Genomic DNA, 25,736 nt, shown 5'->3' with positions numbered 1-25,736 from the left:
ATATGTCAAATCCTCAAGAAGATTTCGAACTGGATTTTCTGTTTCAGGCAATGCTTGACCAGACTCTCTCCTCGGAACAGGCAAAGCGTCTCGAAGAGATTCTCCTGGTCGATGAGCGTGCGCGATCTGACTATATTGCCCTGATCGAAATAGATTCGTTACTCCAACGGGTACACCATCAAGATGAGACAGTAGAAGTTTCACTCCCTGCAACTTCAAATCCAAAGCGTCAAGCCACAGGGTATTGGGTGGTAATTGCCATTTGTGTCTTCGCGATGGTAGGAATCGTAACTCTGATGACTCCCGAGAAAGCACCGGTACCTCTGGCTGATGTGCCACCGGTTGTTCCAGATATTCCCATTGCGACCGTTGATGCCGTTGGTTATGGCGCTTCAAGAATCGATCTTCCATTTCAAGTAGGTGAGACGTTAGTCAATAATGAAGTGATCGACCTTGATTCCGGAACAATGCGGCTGAAGTTTTTGAATGGTGTGATGGTGGCATTGCGCGGTCCTGCAATTCTTGAGCTGGTCGAACCGAATCGCTGTATTCTCAGTGCTGGTCAGCTCGTTGCGAAAGTTCCTGAAGAAGCAATTGGGTTTACCGTTGAAACTCCCGCTGGTCGAGTCGTTGATCTCGGCACAGAATTTGGTGTCGAGATTGGTAACGAGGGAGCGACTCAAACTCATGTGATCAAAGGACGCGTCTCCGCCGCTGTGGTCAAGCAGAATTGGGAGTCTGAGCCTCAAGTGGTTGAGCAAAATTCAGCAGTCGCGTTCGACATGTCAAACACAAGCATTCGTAAAACTCCGTTTGCACCTGATAAATTCGCTGACGCATTATCAATGTTTAAGGGAATCAAAAGCTTAAGTCCCACAACCGCTTATTTGCACAATCCTCCCCCGAGTGTCGATCGGGGAGCGTTGACAGACACACAACGCGTGTTTCTCATCCCTGAAGGTCGCGAAGTCCCCGTTGATGAGGAATTACGGAAAGTAATCACCGATCTCAGTGAACAAAGTTTGCTGGATCTGGAAAGCCTGTCAAATCCAGACAGTGTGGAGGAGAAAATCGATAGTTTTTTAGTCCACGGAGACTCCGGTCCCAAAAAAGAGCGTACTGTGTCGGGTTTCATTGAATTCGAAGAGCCGATTATTGCGGTGATTGTAGAAGATGATGGGCTCAAAGCGACTGACAACCTGCTCGGAATTCCCGATATGAAATACACGAATCCGAATGCAACAAAATACAGAAAAACAGAACTCGAGAGTGATGACGAAATCATCATCTCCGGTGATCGCCGCCGGCTTGAATATAAACTGAAACTGAGGCTCGCAAGAGATCAATTTCGAGTGCTGATTCAAAGCAAATAATAGTTGGGAATCGAATTCCCTTGTTTTATTCTAATTTTCTTATTTGGGGGGGAATCAAATGAAGAGAAATCGAATTCGCGGATTTACACTCATCGAATTGCTGGTGGTCATCGCGATCATTGCAATTCTCATCGCTTTGTTGTTGCCTGCAGTTCAGCAAGCCAGAGAAGCCGCACGTCGTTCTCAGTGCAAAAACAATCTCAAACAATTGGGGCTGGCTTTGCACAATTACCATGATGTCTTCGGCACGTTTCCACCTGGATGTGTCAATCAGGGCAACAGGGATAGAGGAGGCGCATGGGGGTGGTCTGCTATGGTGATGCCCTATATCGACTTGGCCAACAATTATAATACGCTCGGCGTTGGCAGTCAGCCCATGATCAATGCACTGGAACCAGGAGCAACTTACGATCTCATGCAACAACCGGTTCCTACATTCCGCTGTCCCAGTGATATCGCTCCGGACCTGAACAACAGACGTAATGGAATCCGAAATGCGAGTAACACAAATAATAGACGTATTGCAACATCGAATTATGTGGGAGCAAATTCCGGAACATGGGCTCGTAAGGTGGATGCTGCTGAAAGAGTTGACGGTTTCGCTGGATTTGATGGGATTTTCGCTCCCGCAAGCAAAGTGAGAATCCGTGACATCACCGATGGTACCAGTAACACAATTATGCTGAGTGAACGCTGCTGGAAATTGAATCCAACACGATTTTGCAACTCGGCACTCGTCTATGGTTCGCAAGGACGTCAGGGAATTGGGGGCAGCCCTTACCCCAATCTTTACAAAGGACAGAGGTTTTCTGATGTGATGTTCAATATGCGAAATAATCAAGGAATCAATAGCCTCGTCTCTTGTACTACTTCGATCAGTAGTCTCCATGTCGGTGGCGTTCAAGTCACTATGGCCGATGGTTCGGTTCGATTTATTTCTGAAAACATCGATTTCAAAGGAGATACTGCCAAATCTCAGCATAATCGAAATAGTCTCCTGGAAAACCTGATGGGTCGCGACGATGGAAATATCATCGGTGACTTCTAGATAATGCGATCATTTCGAGAGTCGCCTCGGCCTTTCGAGGCGACTGCTTTTTATATTACTTTCATTAGTTCTATAAATGGATGAGGAGAAGCGAGCCATGCGTCTTTGTTGCGTACTTCCAATCACAATGTGTGTGCTTTTGTTTTTTTCCGGCTGTAGTGATAGCGGTCCGAAAGTTGCAAGGGTAACAGGTACTGTCATGATGGATGGTAGCCCGTTGGCTGATGCAATCGTCTCGTTTGAACCGACGGGTCCCGGCCGTCCTTCAATTGGAAATACAGATGCGAATGGATATTACCGACTCCAGTACACAACGGACCTGGATGGCGCACTACTGGGCACTCACACGGTTCGTATCTCAACAAAGCAATTTGTCTATAACGAAGATGTCGGAGATGACCGCCCCAGACCGGAACGTGTTCCACCGAAATACAATATTGAATCTTCTCTGAATGCCATTGTCGAATCAGGCGGTAGTGAGATCGATTTCGATTTAAATTCAGATGGTTTTAAGCCCAAAAATATAGATTTTGAAGACTTTGATTAGCAACTACATCTCTTTTGCCATTGAATCGTAACTCGATTCTTTCATCCATTTTTTCTTGAGTGATCTAATGAAACACACTTTCTACGTTTACTTCCTGATTGCATTTTGTACCTGTAATCTCACATCAGCAACTGAATCCGATCCCCCAAACATCATACTTGTCATGTCGGATGATCAGGGTTGGGGCGACCTTGGCTGCTATGGTTCCAGGTTAATTCAAACTCCTCATCTGGATCGTATGGCTGCTGAAGGCACGCGGTTCACAAACTGCTATAGTGGCTCTGCCGTTTGCGCACCCACACGTTGTGTACTCATGACAGGGCTGCACTCTGGCCATTGCACCAGACGTGATAATCGTCCCTCAGTGGGAAAAGGCCCCTACTACAAACGTCCGCTTGTACCGCTCAAACCAGAAGATATCACCGTGGCGACAGTTCTAAAAAAGGCCGGTTACGTGACGGGAGGCTTTGGAAAGTGGGGACTCGGAGATTTCGACACCACGGGAGCACCAGCGAAACACGGATTTGATGAATTTTATGGCTATCTCGACCAGGTGCATGCCCATAACTATTACACAGACCATTTATGGGATACAGATCAATATGTGGCACTTCCAGAGAACAAAGGCAAATCGAAAGCGGTCTGGAGCCACGATCTCATCATGGAGCGAGCACTTCATTTCGTTGAAAAGAATCAAAATCAACGTTTCTTCCTCTACCTTCCCGTCACGCTTCCCCACGGGAAATATGAAATGCCCTCACTCGCACCCTATGAAGATCGAGCATGGACAAAGAACGAAAAAACTCACGCAGCGATGGTCACTCGACTGGATACAGACATGGGGAAACTTTTTGCGCTTCTGAAAAAACTGAATCTTGACAAAAACACGATTGTATTCTTTACAGGAGATAACGGCCCCAACAAACCACTTCTCGCGCGGATGAAATCAGCCGGACCGTTTAAGGGAACGAAACGCAGTCTGAACGAAGGGGGAATTCGCTGCCCCATGATCGTCCGCTGGCCGGGTCAAGTACCTGCTGGACGTGTGAGTGAATTTGCCTGGTCACATACCGACATTTTGGCAACCATCAGTGATTTGGCTGTTGTTCAGGATATCCCTGATACCGATGGAATCAGCGTCGTACCAACATTGATGGGCAAAAAACAAAAACCTCTGGAATATATTTACTGGGAATTTCACAATCCGTTTCATCAGGCCATCCGCAAGGATCATTGGAAGGGAATTCGCTTCGGTCTCAAAGAACCGGTAAAGCTCTACGATCTTTCAAGTGATCCCGAAGAAACCAAGGATCTCGCCGCACAGTATCCCGAGCTGGCTCGAAAGCTCGCAGACTTGCTCGATGGTGCCAGAACAGTCAGCCCGCACTGGCCTGGTCAAGACACACAATAAGTGGGTTTGTTTCACACATTTTCCTTACGAAGCGATTTACCATGATTCGATTCCTGTCTCTGATTCTGCTTTTTACTTTTTTCTCTCCGGTATCAGCATCCGCCGCTGATCGGCCCAATATTCTATTTATTTTTTTAGACGATTTTGGCTGGCGAGACACCAGTTATATGGGTTCGGATTTCTACGAAACGCCAAATCTGGATCGTCTGGCTTCGGAAGGAATGGTTTTCAGTGATGCGTATTCCTGCGCTGCCAACTGTGCTCCCGCTAGAGCCTGCCTGTTGTCTGGTCAGTACACTCCCCGTCACAAAATCTACAATGTTGGAACGTCCCCGCGTGGAAACGCAAAACATCGAAAGCTGGAACACATTGCCGGTAAAGACGTACTTGACCCTAAGATTATCACATGGGCTCATCAGTTACAAAAAGCAGGCTACACCACAGCCAGCATGGGAAAATGGCACTTAAGTGACGACCCGATTCCCTACGGATTCGACATCAACATTGGGGGAACCCATTCTGGAAGCCCCCCCAAGGGGTACTATCCACCTCACAAGAATGTACCAGGTCTCAAGGAGGCCCCCCAAGGTGAATATTTAACAGATCGCCTGAGTGATGAAGCCGTTAAGTTCATTCAGAAGCACAAAGACAAACGGTGGGCGCTGTACCTGACACACTTTGCAGTGCATACCCCTTTGAACGCCAAGAAAGAACTGGTTGCGAAATACAAAGCTAAGAAGACTGGTAAACTTCATAGCCATGTCGCGATGGCCACAATGATTCAATCTGTTGATGATGGTGTTGGAAAGATTCAAGCCACTCTGGAAACACTGGGACTTGTTGACAACACAGTCGTCGTCTTCTTTTCAGACAATGGAGGTTATAGACGAGCGACAGACATGAAGCCATTGAGGGGTTACAAAGGGACATATTACGAAGGCGGGATTCGTGTCCCCTTCTTTGTAAAGTGGCCGGGAGTCGTTAAGTCCGGCACGCATTCGGCTGAGCCCGTTATTGGAGTCGACATTTACCCAACCCTTTGTGAGATCGGTGGTACTTCCATGCCCTCCAGTCAACCGGCGGATGGAGTGAGTTTGGTACCACTGCTGAATGGGTCAAAGAAATCTTTTGACAAGCGCCCCTTGTACTGGCATTTCCCAGCATACCTGCAGTCTTCCACAGGCTCCAAAGAACAGCGAGACCCGTTATTTCGTACTCGCCCCTGCAGCATAATTCGTTCTGGCCCCTGGAAGTTGCATCAATATTTTGAAGACAACCAACTCGAACTATACAACCTTGAAGAAGACATTGGTGAAACGCAAGACCTGAGTTCTTCAAAACCAGAAGTGACCAGACAATTACTCGCAACACTTCAGCAATGGCAAAAAACTTTGGGTGCTCCCATCCCTACCAGACCCAATCACAAGTACGATGCAGAAGCCGAAGCAAGAGCCATCAAGGCGCGGTCTAACACTGGCAATACAAAACGGTAATTTTAAATACCCTTGTTGAAAACCTGAATGTATCACTTCAAAGGGTTAGAGACGGATTCGTTCGCATATAAAACGACGTCTTCTGCTCATTCCCAAAACTCACTCTAAGTGAGTCATCCCCAATTACTGATCGGTTTGTTCACAATATTCATCTTTTAGGGTACTGTGAATCTATGAGAGAGCCTTATAGGAGAGCGATCTTATCGATTTTAAGTTCACATCTTGAAAATTCTCATCAGGCAAGTCAAAACCACCATATTCAACCCTGCATCTCCTCTTTATAATTGACTTGACACTACTCAGCTATTTCGTCCGTCACTCTCTATTCTTCTTATTTTTAACACCCATAATCCAGCGCTGCATGACTGAACATGACTTATCAACGATTGACTGGCGACTGCGCAGATTTTTGCTGTTGATTATGACGGTCAGTTTTGTTCTGACTCCCCTCTCCGCTCCAGAAATCTGGTGGCAACTGAGTCGCGGAAGAGTCGTCATTTCTGATTTGTCACCCCCAGGCCCCATTTTAACTGCCGGAAACAATCCTGCTGAAGCAGACTGGTTAGGAGGGCTCCCCTTTTATCTCGCCTATCAGGGAGCAGGCTTTTCGGGATTGATGATTCTAAAAATTGCCGCTGTGGGACTGCTGCTCTATTCATTATTGAATCATTATGAGACAAAGCTCAACTGGCGTGCTTTTTTCGTCGTGATCCTAACCTTAATGGCAGCCAATCCAGCCTGGCAACCAACGCCGCGACTCTTGGATTGCTGGTTTTTATTTTTGACCTGGATCATGACCGAACGCTGGTGTCAGGAGCCGCATTGGAAAAAAAAGCTTCCTGTTTTGGTCTTACTCATCCTTTGGGCCAATATTTCACCGCTCAGTTTACTGGGAATTCCGGTGGTGCTCTTCGTTCCCTGGTTAAAAGGAGTTCGAACAGAGAGTACCTCAATTCGGAGACAGACTTGCCTCATGCTTCTTGCAACATGTCTAGCATTAATGATCACTCCACGCGGATGGTTCACCCCCTTTGATTCTTTTGTGCAACTGTTTCCCGGCCTGTTTTATGATAGGGTATTACTCTCGCTTACGATTTGGCAACCCACGTTTCAGCAAGGCGCCACGATTGAAGTTCTGGCATTTGGAATGTTGACGGCGTGGATGGCTCTCTTATTAATATTGTATTCGGCTAGCTGGCTTGAAACGATTGCGTTTCTTGCTTTCGCAATACCAGGTTGGACCAACTATGATTGCCTGCCTCCGTGCGTGATTGGTGTCTCGCTACTGGCTTGTCAATGTATGCTCACCGACGATGTACCAAGCCAGGTTCAGAAATGGAAACTACTTATTTCTCCGGCGATGGGGAGATTAGTACTCATCATTGGTGTGTTCCTGATAGGCTGGAAGTCCGCTTCGGGTACTATACCAGGACAATCACAAAGATTAGGTTGGGGAATTGATCCTGAACTGGATATTACATTATTAAATCAAACGATTGGCCCTATCGACTACCGTGGCACGGGCCACGGTATGGGAATCGCTTCCACAGGCATGCTCTGCTGGATTAAATCTGATCGAAAAATTCAACCAGTCAGAACATTGAGGCAAGCGCTGCTGCAAGGGTTATTGTTTGAAGAGATTTCATTAAATCAGGAATTATCGAACGGCTGGGTATTTCAACATCCCCGATCTGATAATAGCTGGGGAGGCTGGTGGGTTCGACTGAAAAAAAGAAACTGCCAGTTGTTACTGGTACCCAATGGCGACGCGAAAACCATTCGCGCTCTGATTGACAGTCGTTGGCAACCGATGTCCGTTGATGCCTCTGTGATTCCGTTTGGCTGGTCTGGCGAATTGTTGAGTAGTCCCAAGATCGTGGAGTTGCTACCTGCCAAAGAGTTTCTCAATCGGCAAGCCTGGACTTATTCACTACCAGAGGCCTCCGGAACGCCTGATTGCTTTGACCTCTGGGGAGCATTCACTGGTTTACCCAACCCGCGACCTTCCTTGTTACAGGCAAAAACATTCCGTGCAATGAAACTCTATACGGCTGCATTGCGGGTACTGCAACCGTTATTACAACACTACCATACTCCAGCAGTGATCCAGGAATTTCAGCTTTGTCAAAAAGAACTGGGATATCAAGAGAAATTAGAAACCGGTTCAGCCAGCCATTTAAGATCACTCGCTTACAACATCACAAAACGAGAAGCTGACCTCCCATTAAATGAATCAGGGCTGAGAACCATAAAACCAAATAAACCTCAGAAGGTATCAGACAGATTCCAGAACGCGATTCAGGACTATGCACGGGGAGACTGGGAGGCAGCCATCAAGAAACTTTCAACCGATGATAGCGAGACGTTATATGCAAAAGCCCAGATCCTGCTCGAATCGGGTGATCCTCAAAGTGCGGCACTCTTGTTACAAAAGTTGATACAACAGCATCCCGACAACCGACTGGCCGTACCCAGTCAGATCATGTTGAAATCGATTCAATGAACGGTAAATTTCCATTTTTGACACCATTGTTGATACTGCTCCTGGCATGCGCGTCGGGCACAGCCTGGTACTTGTACGGCTCTCAGGAACACACGCCCTTTGTTCGTAAACTCCTTTCAGCCGAACAACCCGTAAAAATGAAACAGTGTTGTGAGTGTCACGAAAAAGTCTGTCATCAATTTGCAGGAGCACCGCACCTTAGAACGCTGAGGAAAGCGACCGATGCTGACGTTTTAGACAAATTTGCCGGCAAAAAAGTCACATTGAAAGAAAATGGGTACACATACCGTTTTTACGAAAAGGAAGGCGTTCTGTGGGTTGACTGTAACGTTTATCCCAATCCGGTTCGTATCGAATGGGTCTTTGGTTCCGGACTCCACGCCCTGACTCCGGTTTCACTTTTCAAAAATGATTCAGGAAAATCGGAACTGTTACAACACATCGTTTCCTGGTATCCCTCCGGTAAATTAGGAGTCACACTCGGACTTCAGGAATTAGCAGAAAACACCGCTGGCATCCAATCGTTAGGAGAAGTGCTTTCTCATGAAAAAACCATGGGTTGTTTTGGCTGCCATACATCATATCTGGGAAATGAACCAGGTGTGATCGAGACATCCCAAATGATTGCGGGAGTCTCTTGCATACGCTGTCATTTAAATGGGGAGGCGCATATCAAAGCGGTCGAAAAAGGAGAGAAAAATTTAAAACTCACAAAATGGAATCAACTAACTCCCCTGGAGTCAATCAATCGCTGTGGGGAATGTCATCGGCGTTCTGATCAACTGGAGCCAGATGAAATTCATCCCAGCAATGAATTGCTGATTCGTTTTGCTCCGATCGGAATGTCTCAAAGTCCTTGTTTTATCAAACAGGGAGAACTCAAATTGCCTCCCGGAAAATCCTCACGGTTTGATTGCACGACGTGCCATGATCCGCATGAGCAGGCTAGCAGAGATCCCGAATACTATCGAGAGATCTGTCTCAATTGCCACAGCCAACTTGAAGGCCACGCTCCCGTCTGTTCAAAGGAAAATATGAAGAGTCAGTGCTTGAAATGTCATATGCCTGCAGTCAACGTACATGACAATCTCTCATTTACGGACCACTGGATTCGAATTCGCGAATTCGATCAGCAGCGATTCCATGATTTGAAATTTAAGAAACCTCAATAGCGGTTTACATGAAATTTCTACTTGATTTAAGCGCAGTTCACCACATGAATAACTTAAGTGATTCATTTCTGGTTTGAACTCTTTCCAATCATTTTAGTCAGTTGCAAGTAATAGACTTAGTTATTTCATCGATAGCAAGAGCACTAGAATTCCATGAAAAAATATTGACAAGTCAATCACCTTACGTATACTACATGCCATGAGAAAAATGTTCATATTTACACATTCACATATGTTTCAACAAGGAATACAAACATGAAAATTCTCAAAAGTATCTGTTTGTTGATTGTGTTAGGGCTCCTTTCATCATTAACTACGGTTCATGCTCAGACTCCGGTTTATTCTTTCGAACGAAACATGACACATAGCTATCTTAGGGCTTATCATGATTTTCAATTATATGTGACGGACCAAAATTCAAACTCTGATTCCGATGTCGGATTTAATTCAACTGGAGACCTTTATAGCAGCACAATCGCGGCATTAAACAGTAGCGGTGCGGCATTTACCGGCCAAGCGGGAATAGATGATTATACAAGTAACCAAATTAGTTATAATCCAGATAATTTACAAATCGTAGACATTGCAGCGATAAACCAAAGACATGGTCTCGCTACTGCGAATGATCCAGCAAATTCTTATTTAGATTCTTCTTATGGTGTGTCTGGGGTAGGAGCTCATGGCGTTTTTTTGTTTAAGAGTGACCCACCGGGAGCACCTGCCGTTCCAGTAAAAATCCGAATCTATGGGTCGTGGACTCATAATAACGGAATGGTATCTGAATACAGTTATTCAGTATATACAGGTCCTTCTCCGACAGGACCTTGGACATTACAATTCAGCGACCAACGTGGTTTTCCATATGATTTTCAAGACGGATCAGGAGATACCTTCACAGTAAAAACAATTGCTCCTGGTACCTATTTTCGCGTGCTGGGAGGTACGACATCTCTTTTCGGAATCACTTGTAACAATGATCCAAATTGTAGTTCCAAAGCAGCTTTAGTCCAATCAACCGGGAATGCAACGCTTCAAGTCGGATTTTAATGTTGTTTTTTCAGAACGGACTGATTGTCATTGAATAAAGAAACGACAAGCGACACATTAAAAAAAATGTGTCGCTTTTTTGTGTCTGAGGAAAAATAGTAAAATGATATTGTTATCTCATACAAGACAAACTAGTATGGATTTTAGCCTGTTTCACTAAGGTTTATTATGACTGGCAAAGTGCTCTCCCTTTTATTGTCGACGTTGATTCTTGCTTGCCCCTTTAATTGCATGCAGGAAAACGTAGAGAGTGCAGAATCAGCAACTAGTCCATGCTGCAGTCATTGCAGTACAGAGACAAATAACAATCCTCTGATCCCCCAACCTACATCTTCTGACTGCTGTCAGTGTCTCTGTACTGGCGCCATTTTTGAAAACACCAACATCATTGACCTGGCCCTGCTGAGTCTTTCATGGGGAGAACCCTCATTCCAGGACGCAAATTTTCAGCTCATCAGCTTAAGCCAACATTCTGACGAAGTTCCGATTGAACCTGGCAGACTTTCCGGGCGCGAGATCCGTTGTCTGCAGATGACGTTTCAGTGCTGATTCATTTCTGAGTTTTCGACGCTCTACCTTTTGTTCGTTCACAGCTTCGTTGCGGCCTGCGCGTGATTTCGCGTAATCAGCCGCCGATAGACGGCTCACTCAGAATGAAGTTTTTATGTTTCGTTTCTCATTAATTCCCTGGGAATATGGCGTTCGCAATTTATTTCGGCGACCAATGCGTACCCTGTTAACACTGACTGGTTTAACCACTGTCGTTGTGCTGGTCTTTATCGTGATCGGTTTCATTCGTGGTTTGGAACACTCGTTGACTGTCAGTGGTGATTCTGATGTTGCATTACTGTTTTCGCTCGGGATGGGAGAAAACCTGGAGTACTCTTCGATTCCCATGCGTACCAACGAACTGGTCTCTGCCAGTGTGGAAGGCATTAAAACGTTTCACGATCGCAAATATGTCTCGCCGGAACTCTATCTTGGTACTCAGATTGAGATCCCCCGACAACAGGAATCAGAAATGGGCCTGGTACGCGGCGTGACTCAGTCGGCACTATTGGTTCGCAGACAAGTGGAACTGGAAACAGGAACCTGGCCGGGACCGGGAGAGATTCTGGTCGGGCAATTGGTGGCCACCAAATTGAATGTTCCTGAAGATCAGCTCTCCGTTGGCAAAGAATTGGTTTTGGAAGGTCGGACCTGGAAAATCAGTGGTATTTTTTCCGCCGCCGGTTCGGCATTCGAATCAGAAATCTGGTGCCGTCTGGATGAATTACAGCAGGCAATGAAACGTCAGGATTTAAGTGTCGTTGCAGTCACTTTGAATTCGCCAACGGATTATCCGGATTTGAATCTCTTTTGTAAAGAACGTCTCGATCTTGAGCTCCAGTCGATTCAAGAAGTGAATTATTATCAAGGCCTCAAAAAAGATTATGGCCCCATTCGCATGCTGGCATGGTTGGTGGTTTTTCTGGTATCAGGTGCCGGTGTGTTTGCGGGTTTGAATACGCTTTACGGGGCCATTGTCGGACGAACCAGAGAACTATCGACACTGCAGACAATTGGCTTTATGCGACGCGCGATTGTGATGAGTTTAATTCAGGAAGGCGTTCTCCTGGCAGTCACAGCCAGTCTGATCGCCGCTCTGATCGCCATATTTTTGATCAATGGTATCTCTGTTCGTTTTACTATGGGTGCGTTCACACTCCAAATCGACAGTATCTCGCTACTCATCGGCTGTAGTGTGGGTGTGCTACTGGGGCTTCTGGGAGCAATCCCCCCTGCACTGCGTGCGCTCAGGTTACCGATTGTCGATGGATTAAAATCAGTTTAATTACCGCCCGAATCATGTTTTCGGGCATAACAAAAATGAAAAAGGATTGAAAGAATGAAAAGTTTAATGTGTCAAATGACGTTGTTATCAGTTGCTATCATCTTAGTTACCGGATGCGGTAACTCAACTCCCGCACCTGAAAACAAGAGTACGACTGAACTGGCTCCCAGCAAGCCAACTGCAACCACAGAAATCTTACTGACCAGTGAACCAGCGGGTGCGGAAGAAGTAATCAAAACCCGTGAATCAGCTCAAAATGATGAAGAGGTCGTGATCGTAGGCCGCATTGGTGGCAGTGAAGATCCCTGGGTCGACGGCCGCGCTGTGTTTTCAATTGTTGATAATTCACTTAAGGCCTGTAGTGATATTCCCGGGGATGGTTGTGAAAAGCCTTGGGATTACTGTTGTGAAACCGGCAAGCTGCCAACCTCAATGGCATTAATCAAAGTTGTTGACGAAGACGGTACGCTCATTAAAGAAGATGCACGAAAGCTGCTGAATCTGAAAGAACTGCAAACAGTGGTCGTCAAAGGCAAAGCAAAACGCGATGACACTGGTAATCTCACCGTATTTGCCAACGGGATCTTTATTAGGAAATAAGTGATGTCTCAAATCGACTTATCACAGTTAGCCATCGATCGCAGTGAGTCCTCGCAGATACGGGGACACACTCGCTTTCGATTCATCACACGTTATTTGCTACCAGGTACGCTACTGGCTGGCTTTCTGGCATTGATGTGCTGGGTTTCTCGAGATCTTGTGTTTCCACCCAAGCCAGTCACAGTCATGCCTGTGATTGTGACGCAGTCTTCCATCCGTAATGCAGGCACGCCGCTCTTCCAGGCTGCAGGCTGGGTCGAACCACGGCCCACTCCCATTCGCGTGGCCGCATTAGAACCTGGGATTATAGAACAACTGTTGGTCGTCGAAGATCAAAGTGTCAAAAAAGATCAACCCATTGCGTTAATGGTAAGAAGAGATGCGGAGCTGACCTACAATCACGCCGTCGCCGATCTGAAATTGCGCAAAGCAGAACTGCAACAGATGAAAGCCATCTTAAAAGCAGCGCAAATTCGACTCGACCAGCCGGTGCATCGCGAATCAGTGTTAAGAGCAGCAGAAGCAGAACTGGCTAAGAAAAACACGGAATTGAAAAACTTGCCTTTCATGCTCCGTAGTGCGAAGGCAAAAATGAACTTTGCGAAAAATGACTATGAACGCAGACTTTCCGCCAAAGCAGCGGTTTCTCAGCGCACCGTTGACGAAGCTCTGACCGAATTGGAATCTGCCAAAGCGATATATGAAGAACTGGATAACCGCAAAGAATCTCTCGTAGCCGAGCAGAAAGCTTTACAGGCACGCAAAGACGCGCTGCAAAAAGAGCTGGAACTATTGACGGAAGAAACACAGGAACGCGATGAAACCCTTGCTAAAGTTGAGGCAGCAGGCGCGCAACTGGAGCATGCCCAGGTCACAGCAGATGAAGCCAAACTGGCCTTAGATCGCATGACGATCCGCGCCCCCGTCGATGGTCGCATCTACCGACTCATTGGGCATCCAGGCTCCAGCATCGGAAATATGCTGACGAAGATGGAAGGATTTGATGGCAGTACCGTCGTTACCATGTACCGCCCTGAAATGTTACAGATCAGGGTCGATGTCCGTTTTGAAGACATTCCCAAAGTCAGCTTAAACCAGCCCGTGCAAATCAACAATCCCGCATTGAGTCAACCTGTGACGGGAAAAGTACTATATATCAGCTCTGAAGCAGACATTCAGAAAAACACATTACAAGTCAAAGTCGAAATTGATGCCGCCTCTCCGCTTTTAAAGCCGGAAATGTTGGTGGATGTAACGTTCCTGGCCCCTGCACTTCCGGAAGAGACATCAAAGGCAAATGAAGAGACTCGCATTTATATACCCAGGAAAATGATTGAATCCAATGAAGCGGGACAAAGTTTTGCCTGGATCGTTGACCAATCTAAAAACATTGCCCGACACCAATTAATTGAAGTCGATTCGAAAACAGTCGGAACCCTGGTTGAAGTCTTACAAGGCTTAAATCTGACCAGCCACCTGATCTCCACTCCCAAAGAGGGACTTATTCCGGGCGAGCGAATTCAGATCATAGGTGAAACCGATCAGGAAGGAAATTAACTATGTCACTCGTTGTCATCAATCACGTCACGAAACGGTATCATAAGGGAGGCGAGACCATCACGCCTCTGGATGAAGTTTCGTTGGAGATCGAACAGGGAGAATTCCTCTCATTAATGGGCGCTAGTGGAACGGGAAAATCGACACTGCTGAATTTAATCGCCAGTATTGATCACCCCGACTCTGGTTCGATTATTGTGGATGGAACTGAAATCACCGCGCTCTCCCGATCACAACTCGCACGATGGCGGGCTGCCAACCTGGGTTATGTATTCCAAACACATAATCTCGTCCCGGTACTGACGGCATATGAGAATGTGGAGCTTCCCTTATTACTATTACCCATGTCCCGCTCCGAACGCAAAAAACGCATTCAAGTGGCTTTACAGGCTGTCGATTTACTCGATCGGGCCGACCATTATCCACGCCAAATGTCAGGCGGGCAGGAACAGCGTGTCGGCATTGCACGCGCGATTGTCAAGCACCCCAAAATCGTCGTTGCCGATGAACCGACGGGCGATTTGGATTCAGAGACGTCCGAACAAATTCTGAATCTGTTAAAACGTCTAAACCGCGAGTTGGACATTACACTGCTTATGGTAACGCATGATGCCGAAGCGGCACAAATTGCGGATCGACAATTCTACCTCGATCATGGCAAGCTCGTTCAAATGCAACATTGTGATACAGAATCATTAACAACCACGGCAACTGTTAATGGGAATTAAACGATGCAACTTATTCCTTACATCCTGAAAACACTTTGGGGGCACCGAGCCCGGACGATCTTAACAGTCGCAGGTTCAGCAGTGGCTCTGTTTGTGTTTTGTTTTATCCAATCGATCCAGGAAGGCATGAACGATCTTAAAGAGCGCCAGGAGGCCCGTGGCTCCTTAATCGTATTTCAGGCAAACAAATTCTGCCCCGCTACCAGCCATCTTCCCCAGGACTATGATCAGCAAATCGCAAAGTTCGCAGGGGTCAAAGACGTTATCCCCATACAAGTCTTTACGAATAATTGTCGTGCGAGTCTGGATGTCGTCGTGTTTTATGGAGTGCCTCCGCAAAGACTGCGTACCGCGCGGGATTTTCAGTTTATCTCCGGCAATTGGACTGACTTTGAATCACATCAGGACGCTGCCATTATCGGGCGCGCTGTCGCCATGCGACGCGGCATCAAAGTCGGTGACAAATTTTCAATTGGTGATCTCTCGGTTAATGTGGCTGGTATCTATCAAAGTGATAATCCGGCCGAAGAGAATTATATTTACAGTCATCTCGAATTTTTACAGAGACGCCATGGTGTCAATGATGTCGGCACAGTCACACAATTAGAAGTGATCTTAAAGCCGGGGACAGATCCAGTCGCCACGAGTATCGCCATCGATGAGCGATTTCGTGGTGGTCCCGTCGAAACCAATACGCGAGCTAAGGGAGTCTTCCAGGCAAAAAGTCTGGGAGATTTATCACAGTTAATTAAAATGGCACATTATCTGGGCCTGGCTTGTGTAGGCCTGGTTCTTGCACTGGTCGCAACCACCACGTTGATGTCGGTCGAAGATCGTATTCAGGAACACGCGGTCCTGCGAACTTTGGGTTTTTCGGGTTTCAAAGTTTTTGGATTGGTTCTGGCAGAGAGCACGGTATTAAGTATTGCAGGAGGCCTGTTCGGTGTCGGGGCTGCATTGATCACTCTCAAAATCAGCAGTCTGTCGGTCGGAGCCGAAGCGGTCACTGTCGCCTTTATTCCTTCGCTGCATCTTGCCTGGGTGGGTATGTTGCTGGCGCTGGTTACCGGTTTGTGTGCTGGGTTCGTCCCTGCCTGTTATGCATCACGCACCGAAATTGTACCCGCTTTAAGAAACATGTAAGCGGGTCTAAGTCAGTCCAGGAATCGGCTCGCCATCGTAGATGAAGTGCGGGCGATCGATATCATCATGCCAATAGGTTGTTTTGGGTAAACCTAAAGCGCGATAGATGGTTGCTGCAAAGTTCTCAGGTTTCTGAGGTCGATCAATGGGGAATCCACCGACTTTGTCAGTCGTACCAATGACACGTCCCCCTTTGATCCCCCCTCCGGCCAGGAAGATCGATTGGACGGCTCCCCAATGATCGCGGCCCGGACGGGCATACACTTTTGCCAGTTGTGATATTTTAGGAGTCCGCCCAAATTCACTGCACATCACAATCAAAGTGTCTTTCAACTCACCACTTTCAGACAAGTCATCCAGTAAGGCAGAAACCGCGCGGTCCGTCGGTGGGAATAACTTGTCTTTCAGATGGGGGAACAAATTGCCGTGCGTGTCCCACGATTCATTATTCCCCAGATTGACTTGTACCAGATTCACTCCCGTCTGAACTAAGCGACGAGCCATCAGTAGTGACCAGCCAAAAGAGTTCTTTCCGTAGCGTTCCTGCGTTTTCTCATCCGCATGTGTGACATCCATCGCGTAGTGGACTTTATCGTCATTTAAGAGAGAAATCGCAGCACTACGATAACGATCAAAGCTTTCAACCTGACCCGCGATATCGAGTACCTGGCGTTGTTTTCCCAACTCTTCAAGCAAACTGATTCGATTACTCATCCGTCCTTGTGTCATGCCTTGAGAAAGTTTGAGATGCGGTGTTTGAAAAATACGATTGTCCTCACCGCCGCGTTGCTGATGATCGAACGCGTACTCGGGAAACGCACCATATGACTGAACATGAAACGGCGAGGCTTCGATGATCCAGGGATCACGATTCGAACCCATTCTACCCGCGAATTGTCCCGGAATAACGCGACCTGTGCGATGCACAATTTTATCAGGTAGTGCAATAGCAGGTGGTAAGTTAGTACGGGGTTGAATGACATCTCCAGTGATGGCGGCAATCGAAGGGTGATCTGTCGACATGGGGCGACTGGGATTAAATCCCACAGGAATATCCGACCGTCCGGTTAACATGATATGATGGCCCATCGAATGCTCATTCGACCCATGCGTCAAGGAACGGCACAATGACCAGAGATGGCTGCGTTGCGCCAACATGGGAAGATGTTCGGAAATCTTCAAACCGGGAGTCTTCGTCGAGATCGGATCGAATTCGCCGCGAACTTCAGCACTCGCTTCCGGTTTCATATCGAAACTTTCGTGCTGCGACAATCCACCCGATAGAAAAATGAAGATGCAGGACTTCGCGGTCTTATGTTTCGGTGGTGCCGCCGCTTCAGCTCGCAAAGCATCCAGATGATTGATTCCAAATCCGAGTAGGCCAATGGAGCCAACTTCAATTGCCGTCCGGCGGGAAATTTGTGGATGGCTGGGGGGACTGTTTGCAGGCATCTCAACTCTCCTGAACTCAAGAGATTAATACTAAAGCGTAAACAGTTATCTTAATAAGCTTTATAACGCATCAATATAATCTAATGCGATGTACAGTAAAAGTCCAATCGAAAGAAAGAATTTGATCATTTTCATATTCTCTTATTTCGAACTGATCAGCGGATCGACTCAAGTAAGATGCCAAATGCTACTGAATTTAGCCATGCTCTCGCAAAGTGACGATAAATCTTCAGAACGCAACTCAATTTTTTGATTGACGAAAGACGATACTGTATATATGCTTTGTTCTCGCTGATTCCCTCCCCGTTCACCTGGTGGTGGCCGCGTGTGGCTCGCTGAAGGTAGTCACTTAAAAATAATCATTGCGTTTTTTCTTGTTATGGCCTGTATTGGAATCCGGGCCTGATTCTCATGGATGATTGTGAGTGCCCCAATGCGCTCATCAAACGCGCCCGATGCGCACTGGAGAAATCAATGAACCAGTATTTGACTGACCAGCAACAGCAAATTCTCGACTATATTACACATGAAATTGACAACACAGGACTCGCGCCTACTTTGCATCAGATCGTTTACGTACTTGAAATCCGATCGACCAACCTGGTTATGAATCAATTGAACGTGCTTGAACAAAAAGGCTGGATTATGTTTGACCCGTTTCAATCGCGTGGTATCAGACTGACAGAAAATATCCCCAGTTACCGGCTCACGATTTGTGGCAGTGTTGAAGAGGGGCGCATTGCTTTTGACAGAGCTGTTTAATCGTTTCTGTTTTGCATGTCACACGGAATCACTAATTTCTCAAATTTTTGATTGATACGATCAATTGTGCTATCAAAACAGAACGCATTGGCATATGCTTATATGATTAAAGGGATCATTGCAGATCCAGTGCTCGTAAGCTGATTGTTTTTCGCCGAGGGTAAGTATTGATGCTTAGACTTGAAGATCAAGCAGTTCGTTTGTGCGACAAAGTGCCTAGACGTTCCTTTATGCAAATTGGTGGTCTGGCGATGGGAGGGCTCTCCCTACCTCAAATTTTGAAAGCACAGGCAAAAAGCGGAAAACCATCATCTCACAAAGCTGTGATCATGATCTTTCTGGCGGGTGGGCCTCCGCATCAGGATATGTTCGACTTGAAACCTGATGCGCCCGCTGAGGTACGGGGCGAGTTCAAACCGATCAATACGAACGTACCCGGCATTCAAATCAGCGAACTCATGCCACGTGTGGCTGGTATGATGGATAAGTTTTCAATCATCCGCTCTCTCGTCGGCGCGGAAGGCCGCCATGATTCATTTGAGTGTTGCACAGGTCACCACTTCCGCAGCGCACAACCTCAAGGTGGCTGGCCTGCATTGGGTTCAGCGCTCTCCAAAGTGGAAGGACCAGTAAATCCGACAGTTCCTCCCTACATCGATTTATCACACACGATGGCTCATCACCCCTGGAATATAAAAAGTTCTGGGTTCCTGGGATTAGAACATGCTCCGTTTCGACCGGACGGACGTGTGATGGAAAACATGACGCTCAATTCCATCTCCCCTGCCCGCTTGAATGAACGTGCCCACTTGTTAAAGGGACTCGATCGTTTTCGCAAAGTCGCTGAAACGCGGCTGACCGACGGAACCTACGATGGACACACGAAACAGGCTTTGGAAGTTCTCTCCTCATCCCGGTTAGTAGAAGCTCTTGATCTGGAAAAAGAAGATCCCAAGGTTCGTGCCCGATACGGTAAAGACAGCCCCAAGGTTTTGAACTATTCGCTCGACAAAGGCTATCAAGCTATCATGTCCCACTTTTTGCTGGCACGCCGTGCAGTTGAAGCAGGAGCGCGCTGTGTAACCTGTAGCTTTGCGCATTTCGATTGGCATGGCAAAAACTTTACGTATGCCAGAAAGGTTGTCCCTTTACTCGATCAGGGTGTGGCGGCACTGGTCGAAGACCTCCATGAACGCGGCATGGATCAAGATGTCACCGTGATCGTCTGGGGCGAATTTGGCCGAACCCCGAAAATCAATCCCAGAGCGGGCCGCGACCATTGGCCGCGCGTGCATGCCGCATTAATGGCAGGCGGCGGAATGCAAAACGGGCAAGTCATCGGTTCTACAAACCGACTGGCAGAAGAAGCCGTTGACCGCCCCGTCCATATGCAGGAAGTCTTTGCAACACTTTATCACAACCTGGGAATCGACGTCGCTTCGACCACTATCGAAGACAACACCGGCCGGCCGCAATATTTAATCGACCAGCAGACACCGATTCGCGAATTGGTCTGAAATGACCGTTCCATTTAAATCCCAGCGAATTATTGATTTTACTGATTTTTCTTCAGTAACAGTATGATTAACACATCGTCTATGTTGCATTTCTTCAACATAACGCCCCCCTCTGAGGGATTGCACTCATTTCAAAATTATTTGATTCTTGAAGAAATATCGTAACCTACATTTTTCACAAAGGCACTGACTTTTGTGAGATGGGTTCCATACAAAACAATGGCACATCAAAACCAACAACCAGACAAACGTTATCAACTGCAAGACCTTTGATCAATTCCCCCCTTGTTGAACTCAGGTTGTTGTAAAGTTCAACTTCAGAGGGGAAATTAATGACTCAGGACGTCTTAACACAAACAGTTAACGATACAGTTTCATCACAATTTGACAAACTCAAAAACCATGATGCGGTGACGAGTCTTGGTGGAACAATTCTCATCATCGAAGACAGTAATACGCAGGCACGTATTATCAAAGAGTCCCTTAACGACTTGCCTCTGCATATTGAATGCGTCACAACCGGTCGTGACGCGTTAGATTGGCTTACAGAGAACAAGGCAAAGCTGCTGCTACTCGACTACGAACTGCCTGACATGAAGGGCATCGATGTTATCGATGAATTGGGTAAGCGAGGACAGCATTTTGAATTTCTGGTGATGACTGCCCGAGGCAGCGAGACCGTCGCCGTTCAAATGATGAAACGTGGCGCTGTCGATTACCTCATCAAAGACGATTCTTTTACCAGTCTGCTTCCCACGATAGTTGGACGCGCGTTAGATAAAATCAAATCTGAGCAAATTTTAGAAATCGCACAAAATGCTCTGAAGCAGGCAGAAAAAAGAACACGTCTGATCATCGATTCCGCAGCAGACGGTTTTGTCTCCATGTGGGATGATGGAACGATTCTCGATTGGAATACAGCCGCAGAACGCCTCTTTGGGTGGAGCTACAAAGAAGCCATCGAAAAAAACCTGATCGATTTAATGATGCCGAAAAAGCACCGCGATTCATTCAGAGAAAAATTGTCTGAATTACGTGCAAATGCAATTCCACACTCTCAGAATGAATTGATTGAAGCAACCGCTCTCAATAAAGCAGGTCAGGAATTTCCGATTGAAATTTCTGCTTCGATTGCTTCCGTAGGAGAGCCCTGCGTGTTGAATGCATTTGTTCGAGACATTTCTAATCGTCACATGCTGGAATCCCAGTTAATCCAGTCCGAGAAGCTGGCATCTTTAGGTCAGTTGGCGGCAGGTGTAGCCCATGAAATTAACAACCCCGTTGGATTTGTTAAAAGTAATGTCGGCACATTAAGTGAATATGTAGAAATTTTCACGCGACTGCTAAATGCCTATGAAGAATTAGCAGAAACGATACGCTCTGAAGACAAAGCACAACAAAAAGTGCTGTTAGATAAAATTCAATCAATTCGTGAAGAAGAAGACCTTTCCGATATCCAAGACGATGTCGTTGAACTGCTGACGGAGTCCTCAGAAGGATTAGTTCGTGTCACGGAAATCGTACAAAACCTGAAAAGCTTTGCACGACTCGACGAGGCGAGCGTCAAAGAGGCAAATATCAATGAAAGTATCAAGGCCACACTCAAAGTCGTTTGGAATGAATTGAAATATAAAAGCGAGATTCAAACTGAATTAGGTGATATTCCAGACATACGCTGCTCTCCAGGTCAGTTAAACCAGGTATTTATGAACCTGCTGGTAAACGCAGCACAAGCGATTCCCGAGCGCGGCACGATCACGATTAAAACGGAAGCAAACGCGTCGGAAATCATCATTCGTATTTCTGATACAGGCACTGGGATTCCCGAAGATCAGCTTTCACAGATTTTCACCCCTTTTTACACAACCAAACCCGTTGGTCAAGGAACGGGGTTAGGCCTGTCTATCATTTATGGAATCATCCAGAAGCATAATGGAAACATTGCTGTCGAAAGTGAAGTCGGAGTGGGAACGACCTTTATTATTCGGTTGCCACTGGAAGGGATGAGTGCATGAATCAGAAAACCATCTTATGTGTCGATGACGAAATCAATGTGCTCCGATCTCTCAAACGATTATTGAGAAACGAAGACTATCAGCTAATCACTGCCAATAGTGGTACTGAAGGACTCGCTGTACTTGCAGAGCAACAGGTCAGTGTTGTGATTTCCGATCAACGCATGCCCGAAATGACGGGAACCGAATTTCTCTCGCAAGTCAAAGAAAAATATCCAGAATGCGTACGCGTTGTTCTTTCCGGATATGCTGATGCAGCGACCATCCTTGATTCCATCAACAAAGGTGCCATTTACCGTTTTTTAACGAAGCCCTGGAATGATGAAGAAATTCGAATCACAATCAGACAGTGCTTAAGACAACATGAGCTGCTGGAAGAAAATCGCAATCTGACCCAAGAGATTAAACTTCAAAATGCGGAGCTCAGCAAACTCAACCAGCGATTAGAAGACCTGGTTGGTAAAAGTACTCAGTCTTTGCATTTTTCTCAGGAAGTTCTGGCTAGTATTCCCATCCCCGTGATTGGAATTAGCGCAGAGGGCATCATTGTGCTGGTGAATGAAGCCGTCGATCAAATGTTTCCAGAACTGCGCGACATTCATCTTGGCTCTGATATCAAAGATGCCTTCTCGAATGAAATCTACGTAACAGTTTCCGATTGCTTGTCTGGTACGAAACCAGTTGAGACAGATTCGCTGGACGTCTTTGGGAGACAGGTGCTCGCACATTGTAAAAGATTAACAAACGGAGAAGAACTACGCGGATGTGTTCTGGCACTGGAGGAAAAGCCATGAATGAAAAGAAACTCAATGAAATTTTCAAAATCGTGCGTAAGGTCCCCCCCCTGCCGGAAGTCGCTCAGGAGTTGAGTCGATTGGCCGGAGATCCAAAGGCGACTGCACAGGATATGGCGAGTGTTGCCGAGACGGATTCAGGTCTCGCTGCTCAAATTTTACGAGTTGTAAACTCTTCGTTTTTTGGTTTTTCCAGACAAATCAACACAATCCCTCAGGCAATTGTGGTCCTGGGCACGCACGGAGTTCGCAATATTGCACTGGGATTAGCAGTAACAGCCCTGAGGCCGAATTTAAGTAAGGATGCCCCCCTATTTAAAGTCGATGACTTTTGGCGGCATTCTCTGTCAGTCGCAATTGGAGCAAGACAGCTCGCGAAACATCTTGCTATTTGTGACCCGGAAGAAGCCTTTCTGGCAGGCCTCCTGCATGATATTGGAAAACTACTCTTAATTGAAGCCTATTCAGATCAGTACATCGCGTTAATCACAACAGCTCATTCTCATCAACTAGCTCTCCACACCCTGGAAAATGCAAAACTGGGATTAAATCATGCCGAAGTTGGTTTTGCGTTGTGCGAACGATGGAAAATCCCTCAGTCTGTAGCTCATACCGTACAAAATCATCACTTCAGAAACAGTGATTTGTCTATTTCATCAGAACCAGATCAATTACTGTTCCTTGTCAATGCAGCAAATAATCTGGCGAAAGTATCAGGCATTGGATTCAGCGGAAATACATGTGCCACTCCATTTGGACAGCACTTTTCCTTTACGGGTGGATCGCTTTCTGAAGCAGTTCAAAAGACCCTGCTGACACTTCCGACTGAAGTAGCGCATACCGAGCGTCTGTTCAACATTACTTCTCAGCAACACTATCCAACTGTTTCAAATTCAGCAGAAAACTGTGTGGGAATCGTGATTCAGGACCCACACCTCTTTCAAACCATCAGCTTGTTGTTACTGAGCCAGGGTATTGAAACCATTACAGTGAATGAGCAAATACCTTCCGGAGCATCGATGATCGCGGTCCTGACTGATGAAGACACCGCTCCTGAAACCTTACCAGATGAATGGTCTGATAACACGATCGCTTATCATCATGCTGGCATTGTCAATCATGATTTAACTCATGACGACAGCCAACTGGAAATCGATATCGAACAACTTCGTGTCTGGCTCAATGACCATCTGACAAATTCAGCAATGCAGGAGACAGTATGATGAATCCCAAAATTTTATTCATCGACGACGAACCCCACATTTTGAAAGCATTTGCAAGATTGTTCCGAAAAGATAGTTTCGACATCATCACAACCAGCTCTCCGACAGAAGTTTGCGAACTTGTACAAAATGATGAATTTGCGCTGATCGTATCAGATCAGCGCATGCCAAAATTAGAAGGTACAAAGTTGTTAGAACAGGTCAGAGAACTCTCCCCTGATACCATTCGGATTATTCTGACAGGGTATGCTGACAAAGAGGCTGCGATTGAAGCAATTAATCAAGGTTCCGTCTATCGGTTTTTAACCAAACCCTGGGATGATCATGAATTACGCAATGAAATCAAGCGCGCCATTGATGAGCATCGTTTAAGGCAAGAAAACAAACGTCTGCAGGAATTGACCCTTTCGCAAAATGAAGAACTTCGTGATTTAAATCAAAACCTGGAAACAAAAGTCAGGGAACGCACTGAAAAAGTGACTCTCCTGAACCAACAGTTGAAGCAGGGGTTTATTGGTTCGATCCGCGCAATGGCCCAACTTGGTGAAATGCATAGTTCTGATCTGGGAGAACACGCCAAACGGGTCACTGTGACAACAGGACAGATCGGTAAACAACTCGGACTTTCTATGGATGATTTATTTCAAATCAACTCAGCTGCCTTACTGCACGACCTTGGTAAAATTGAATTACCAGAGAATTTATTGGCCAAACCATATAACAAGCTGATTCCCGTTGAACAAAGACAGGTGCAAAACCATGTCATTCTCGGTGAAAAGATTGCCCAAATGGTACCCAGTCTCGAAAAAGCAGCAGTCTTAATTCGCCATCATCATGAACACTTCAATGGAAGTGGGTATCCAGATGGATTGAAAGGTGAAGAAATTCCTCTAGGATCAAGAGTTATATTCGTTGCTGACTATTATGATCATCTCGCCAATAATAAATCGGGGGCACAACCAAAGTCACCTGAAGCAATTCTGGATTCAATGAAAGAACATTCCGGGACATGGTTTGACCCTCAGGTTCTCTCTGCACTTCACAAATACCTGTTGCCAGAGGAACATGAAAGTGCCCTCTTAGATTATCTTAACAAACAATCTGTGAACGATACCCCCGAGGTCAAACAGACAAATAAGAAAGAAACCGTTCAATCGATTCATTCTCAAAACTCCGAGGTTGAATCTGTAACAGAAGCGGAAATGGATGTCACCGTTGAACAGGATCTTCGCCTGCGACCATACGAACTCGAACTGGGAATGACGCTCTCGCGCGATCTGTTTTCAAATAATGGTGGCCTCTTACTCCCCCGAGGCACAGTACTTGGCCAACGACAGCTTGAAAACCTCAGATCCCTCTCGCTGGCAAACCCCATTAGTGATCGTATTTTTGTTAATCCCCAACCAGTAGAAGAAAAAAAGAACACTACCTCTAAAGAAACTCCCCAGAAGACTCCTCTCCAGGTTTAAATCGAAAGAATTCCTTTTTTGCTCATCCATTGAGACTTGATTCAATTA

21 protein-coding genes are annotated in these 25,736 nt (G+C 46.3%); 19 read left to right on the top strand and 2 right to left on the bottom strand.

Annotated elements, in window-relative coordinates; all coding sequences use genetic code 11:
- The first annotated feature begins 2 nt into the window (after positions 1-2).
- The 8 genes from V202x_RS20350 (at position 3) to V202x_RS20315 (ending at position 10,594) form a co-directional block, all read left to right on the top strand.
- Positions 3-1,373, top strand: coding sequence for a FecR domain-containing protein (locus V202x_RS20350; RefSeq protein ID WP_145178700.1), 1,371 nt, complete (start codon positions 3-5; stop codon positions 1,371-1,373).
- A 58-nt stretch (positions 1,374-1,431) separates the two neighbouring features.
- Positions 1,432-2,421, top strand: a complete 990-nt coding sequence (locus V202x_RS20345; protein ID WP_145178699.1) for a DUF1559 domain-containing protein — start codon at positions 1,432-1,434, stop codon at positions 2,419-2,421.
- Between the two features lie 97 nt (positions 2,422-2,518).
- Positions 2,519-2,968 (top strand): carboxypeptidase-like regulatory domain-containing protein, encoded by a 450-nt coding sequence (locus V202x_RS20340; protein WP_145178698.1) that lies wholly within the window; start codon positions 2,519-2,521, stop codon positions 2,966-2,968.
- Between the two features lie 67 nt (positions 2,969-3,035).
- Positions 3,036-4,379 carry an arylsulfatase gene (locus tag V202x_RS20335; RefSeq protein WP_145178697.1) on the top strand — a complete coding sequence of 448 codons (1,344 nt, stop codon included), beginning with the start codon at positions 3,036-3,038 and terminating at the stop codon, positions 4,377-4,379.
- Positions 4,380-4,420: 41 nt separating this feature from the next.
- The gene (locus V202x_RS20330; RefSeq protein ID WP_145178696.1) at positions 4,421-5,872 is read left to right on the top strand and encodes a sulfatase; all 1,452 of its coding nucleotides are present in this window, start codon (positions 4,421-4,423) and stop codon (positions 5,870-5,872) included.
- A 361-nt stretch (positions 5,873-6,233) separates the two neighbouring features.
- On the top strand, positions 6,234-8,375 hold the full coding sequence (locus V202x_RS20325) for a tetratricopeptide repeat protein (RefSeq protein ID WP_145178695.1): 2,142 nt from the start codon (positions 6,234-6,236) through the stop codon (positions 8,373-8,375).
- The gene (locus V202x_RS20320; protein ID WP_145178694.1) at positions 8,372-9,547 is read left to right on the top strand and encodes a multiheme c-type cytochrome; all 1,176 of its coding nucleotides are present in this window, start codon (positions 8,372-8,374) and stop codon (positions 9,545-9,547) included. The genes V202x_RS20325 and V202x_RS20320 overlap by 4 nt, the downstream gene beginning before the upstream one ends.
- Before the next feature lie 255 nt (positions 9,548-9,802).
- Complete coding sequence (locus V202x_RS20315) at positions 9,803-10,594, top strand: hypothetical protein (RefSeq protein ID WP_145178693.1); 792 nt, start codon at positions 9,803-9,805, stop codon at positions 10,592-10,594.
- Between the two features lie 459 nt (positions 10,595-11,053).
- Here V202x_RS20315 and V202x_RS20310 read toward each other — a convergent pair whose 3' ends face one another.
- Positions 11,054-11,242 (bottom strand): hypothetical protein, encoded by a 189-nt coding sequence (locus V202x_RS20310; protein ID WP_145178692.1) that lies wholly within the window; start codon positions 11,240-11,242, stop codon positions 11,054-11,056.
- A 16-nt stretch (positions 11,243-11,258) separates the two neighbouring features.
- Between V202x_RS20310 and V202x_RS20305 the strand changes: the two genes are divergently transcribed.
- From V202x_RS20305 to V202x_RS20285, 5 genes are read left to right on the top strand one after another with little or no spacing between them, the layout of a single operon-like run.
- Positions 11,259-12,428: an ABC transporter permease gene (locus tag V202x_RS20305; protein ID WP_145178691.1), complete on the top strand. Its 1,170-nt coding sequence runs from the start codon at positions 11,259-11,261 to the stop codon at positions 12,426-12,428.
- Between the two features lie 54 nt (positions 12,429-12,482).
- Complete coding sequence (locus V202x_RS20300) at positions 12,483-13,028, top strand: hypothetical protein (protein WP_145178690.1); 546 nt, start codon at positions 12,483-12,485, stop codon at positions 13,026-13,028.
- 3 nt (positions 13,029-13,031) lie between these two features.
- Positions 13,032-14,585: an HlyD family secretion protein gene (locus tag V202x_RS20295; protein WP_145178689.1), complete on the top strand. Its 1,554-nt coding sequence runs from the start codon at positions 13,032-13,034 to the stop codon at positions 14,583-14,585.
- Positions 14,586-14,587: 2 nt separating this feature from the next.
- The gene (locus V202x_RS20290; protein WP_145178688.1) at positions 14,588-15,313 is read left to right on the top strand and encodes an ABC transporter ATP-binding protein; all 726 of its coding nucleotides are present in this window, start codon (positions 14,588-14,590) and stop codon (positions 15,311-15,313) included.
- A gap of 3 nt (positions 15,314-15,316) precedes the next feature.
- A complete protein-coding gene (locus tag V202x_RS20285) occupies positions 15,317-16,456 on the top strand; it encodes an ABC transporter permease (protein WP_145178687.1) in 1,140 nt (379 codons plus the stop codon).
- Positions 16,457-16,462: 6 nt separating this feature from the next.
- On the opposite strand, the gene V202x_RS20280 is transcribed toward V202x_RS20285, so the two are convergent.
- Entirely contained in the window at positions 16,463-17,908 is a 1,446-nt protein-coding gene (locus V202x_RS20280; protein ID WP_145178686.1) for a DUF1501 domain-containing protein, read from the bottom strand.
- Between the two features lie 474 nt (positions 17,909-18,382).
- Between V202x_RS20280 and V202x_RS20275 the strand changes: the two genes are divergently transcribed.
- The 6 genes from V202x_RS20275 to V202x_RS20250 all read left to right on the top strand — a co-directional run bounded on the left by V202x_RS20275 (position 18,383) and on the right by V202x_RS20250 (position 25,688).
- Positions 18,383-18,670 carry a hypothetical protein gene (locus V202x_RS20275; RefSeq protein ID WP_197992997.1) on the top strand — a complete coding sequence of 96 codons (288 nt, stop codon included), beginning with the start codon at positions 18,383-18,385 and terminating at the stop codon, positions 18,668-18,670.
- 170 nt (positions 18,671-18,840) lie between these two features.
- Positions 18,841-20,187: a DUF1501 domain-containing protein gene (locus tag V202x_RS20270; protein WP_145178684.1), complete on the top strand. Its 1,347-nt coding sequence runs from the start codon at positions 18,841-18,843 to the stop codon at positions 20,185-20,187.
- A gap of 332 nt (positions 20,188-20,519) precedes the next feature.
- Complete coding sequence (locus V202x_RS20265) at positions 20,520-22,202, top strand: ATP-binding protein (protein ID WP_145178683.1); 1,683 nt, start codon at positions 20,520-20,522, stop codon at positions 22,200-22,202.
- Complete coding sequence (locus V202x_RS20260) at positions 22,199-22,996, top strand: response regulator (protein ID WP_145178682.1); 798 nt, start codon at positions 22,199-22,201, stop codon at positions 22,994-22,996. The genes V202x_RS20265 and V202x_RS20260 overlap by 4 nt, the downstream gene beginning before the upstream one ends.
- Positions 22,993-24,219: an HDOD domain-containing protein gene (locus V202x_RS20255; protein WP_197992996.1), complete on the top strand. Its 1,227-nt coding sequence runs from the start codon at positions 22,993-22,995 to the stop codon at positions 24,217-24,219. Before V202x_RS20260 ends, V202x_RS20255 begins: the two co-directional genes overlap by 4 nt.
- Positions 24,216-25,688: an HD domain-containing phosphohydrolase gene (locus V202x_RS20250; RefSeq protein ID WP_145178680.1), complete on the top strand. Its 1,473-nt coding sequence runs from the start codon at positions 24,216-24,218 to the stop codon at positions 25,686-25,688. Before V202x_RS20255 ends, V202x_RS20250 begins: the two co-directional genes overlap by 4 nt.
- Positions 25,689-25,736 lie beyond the last annotated feature (48 nt).

This window comes from Gimesia aquarii (assembly GCF_007748175.1).
In the GTDB taxonomy this organism is placed as follows: Bacteria; Planctomycetota; Planctomycetia; order Planctomycetales; family Planctomycetaceae; genus Gimesia; species Gimesia aquarii_A.
The sequence above is the reverse complement of the archived record's forward strand: the minus strand, read 5'-3'. Positions and strand labels throughout refer to the sequence as shown.

Bases quoted from the DNA above. Each gene is read 5' to 3' on its own strand.
- V202x_RS20325 (WP_145178695.1), top strand. From the start codon at position 6,234: ATGACTGAACATGACTTATCAACGATTGACTGGCGACTGCGCAGATTT.
- V202x_RS20280 (WP_145178686.1), bottom strand. From the start codon at position 17,908: ATGCCTGCAAACAGTCCCCCCAGCCATCCACAAATTTCCCGCCGGACG.
- V202x_RS20350 (WP_145178700.1), top strand. From the start codon at position 3: ATGTCAAATCCTCAAGAAGATTTCGAACTGGATTTTCTGTTTCAGGCA.
- V202x_RS20330 (WP_145178696.1), top strand. From the start codon at position 4,421: ATGATTCGATTCCTGTCTCTGATTCTGCTTTTTACTTTTTTCTCTCCG.
- V202x_RS20285 (WP_145178687.1), top strand. From the start codon at position 15,317: ATGCAACTTATTCCTTACATCCTGAAAACACTTTGGGGGCACCGAGCC.
- V202x_RS20270 (WP_145178684.1), top strand. From the start codon at position 18,841: ATGCTTAGACTTGAAGATCAAGCAGTTCGTTTGTGCGACAAAGTGCCT.
- V202x_RS20250 (WP_145178680.1), top strand. From the start codon at position 24,216: ATGATGAATCCCAAAATTTTATTCATCGACGACGAACCCCACATTTTG.
- V202x_RS20300 (WP_145178690.1), top strand. From the start codon at position 12,483: ATGAAAAGTTTAATGTGTCAAATGACGTTGTTATCAGTTGCTATCATC.
- V202x_RS20340 (WP_145178698.1), top strand. From the start codon at position 2,519: ATGCGTCTTTGTTGCGTACTTCCAATCACAATGTGTGTGCTTTTGTTT.
- V202x_RS20260 (WP_145178682.1), top strand. From the start codon at position 22,199: ATGAATCAGAAAACCATCTTATGTGTCGATGACGAAATCAATGTGCTC.
- V202x_RS20275 (WP_197992997.1), top strand. From the start codon at position 18,383: ATGAACCAGTATTTGACTGACCAGCAACAGCAAATTCTCGACTATATT.
- V202x_RS20315 (WP_145178693.1), top strand. From the start codon at position 9,803: ATGAAAATTCTCAAAAGTATCTGTTTGTTGATTGTGTTAGGGCTCCTT.
- V202x_RS20290 (WP_145178688.1), top strand. From the start codon at position 14,588: ATGTCACTCGTTGTCATCAATCACGTCACGAAACGGTATCATAAGGGA.
- V202x_RS20320 (WP_145178694.1), top strand. From the start codon at position 8,372: ATGAACGGTAAATTTCCATTTTTGACACCATTGTTGATACTGCTCCTG.
- V202x_RS20265 (WP_145178683.1), top strand. From the start codon at position 20,520: ATGACTCAGGACGTCTTAACACAAACAGTTAACGATACAGTTTCATCA.
- V202x_RS20295 (WP_145178689.1), top strand. From the start codon at position 13,032: ATGTCTCAAATCGACTTATCACAGTTAGCCATCGATCGCAGTGAGTCC.
- V202x_RS20335 (WP_145178697.1), top strand. From the start codon at position 3,036: ATGAAACACACTTTCTACGTTTACTTCCTGATTGCATTTTGTACCTGT.
- V202x_RS20255 (WP_197992996.1), top strand. From the start codon at position 22,993: ATGAATGAAAAGAAACTCAATGAAATTTTCAAAATCGTGCGTAAGGTC.
- V202x_RS20345 (WP_145178699.1), top strand. From the start codon at position 1,432: ATGAAGAGAAATCGAATTCGCGGATTTACACTCATCGAATTGCTGGTG.
- V202x_RS20305 (WP_145178691.1), top strand. From the start codon at position 11,259: ATGTTTCGTTTCTCATTAATTCCCTGGGAATATGGCGTTCGCAATTTA.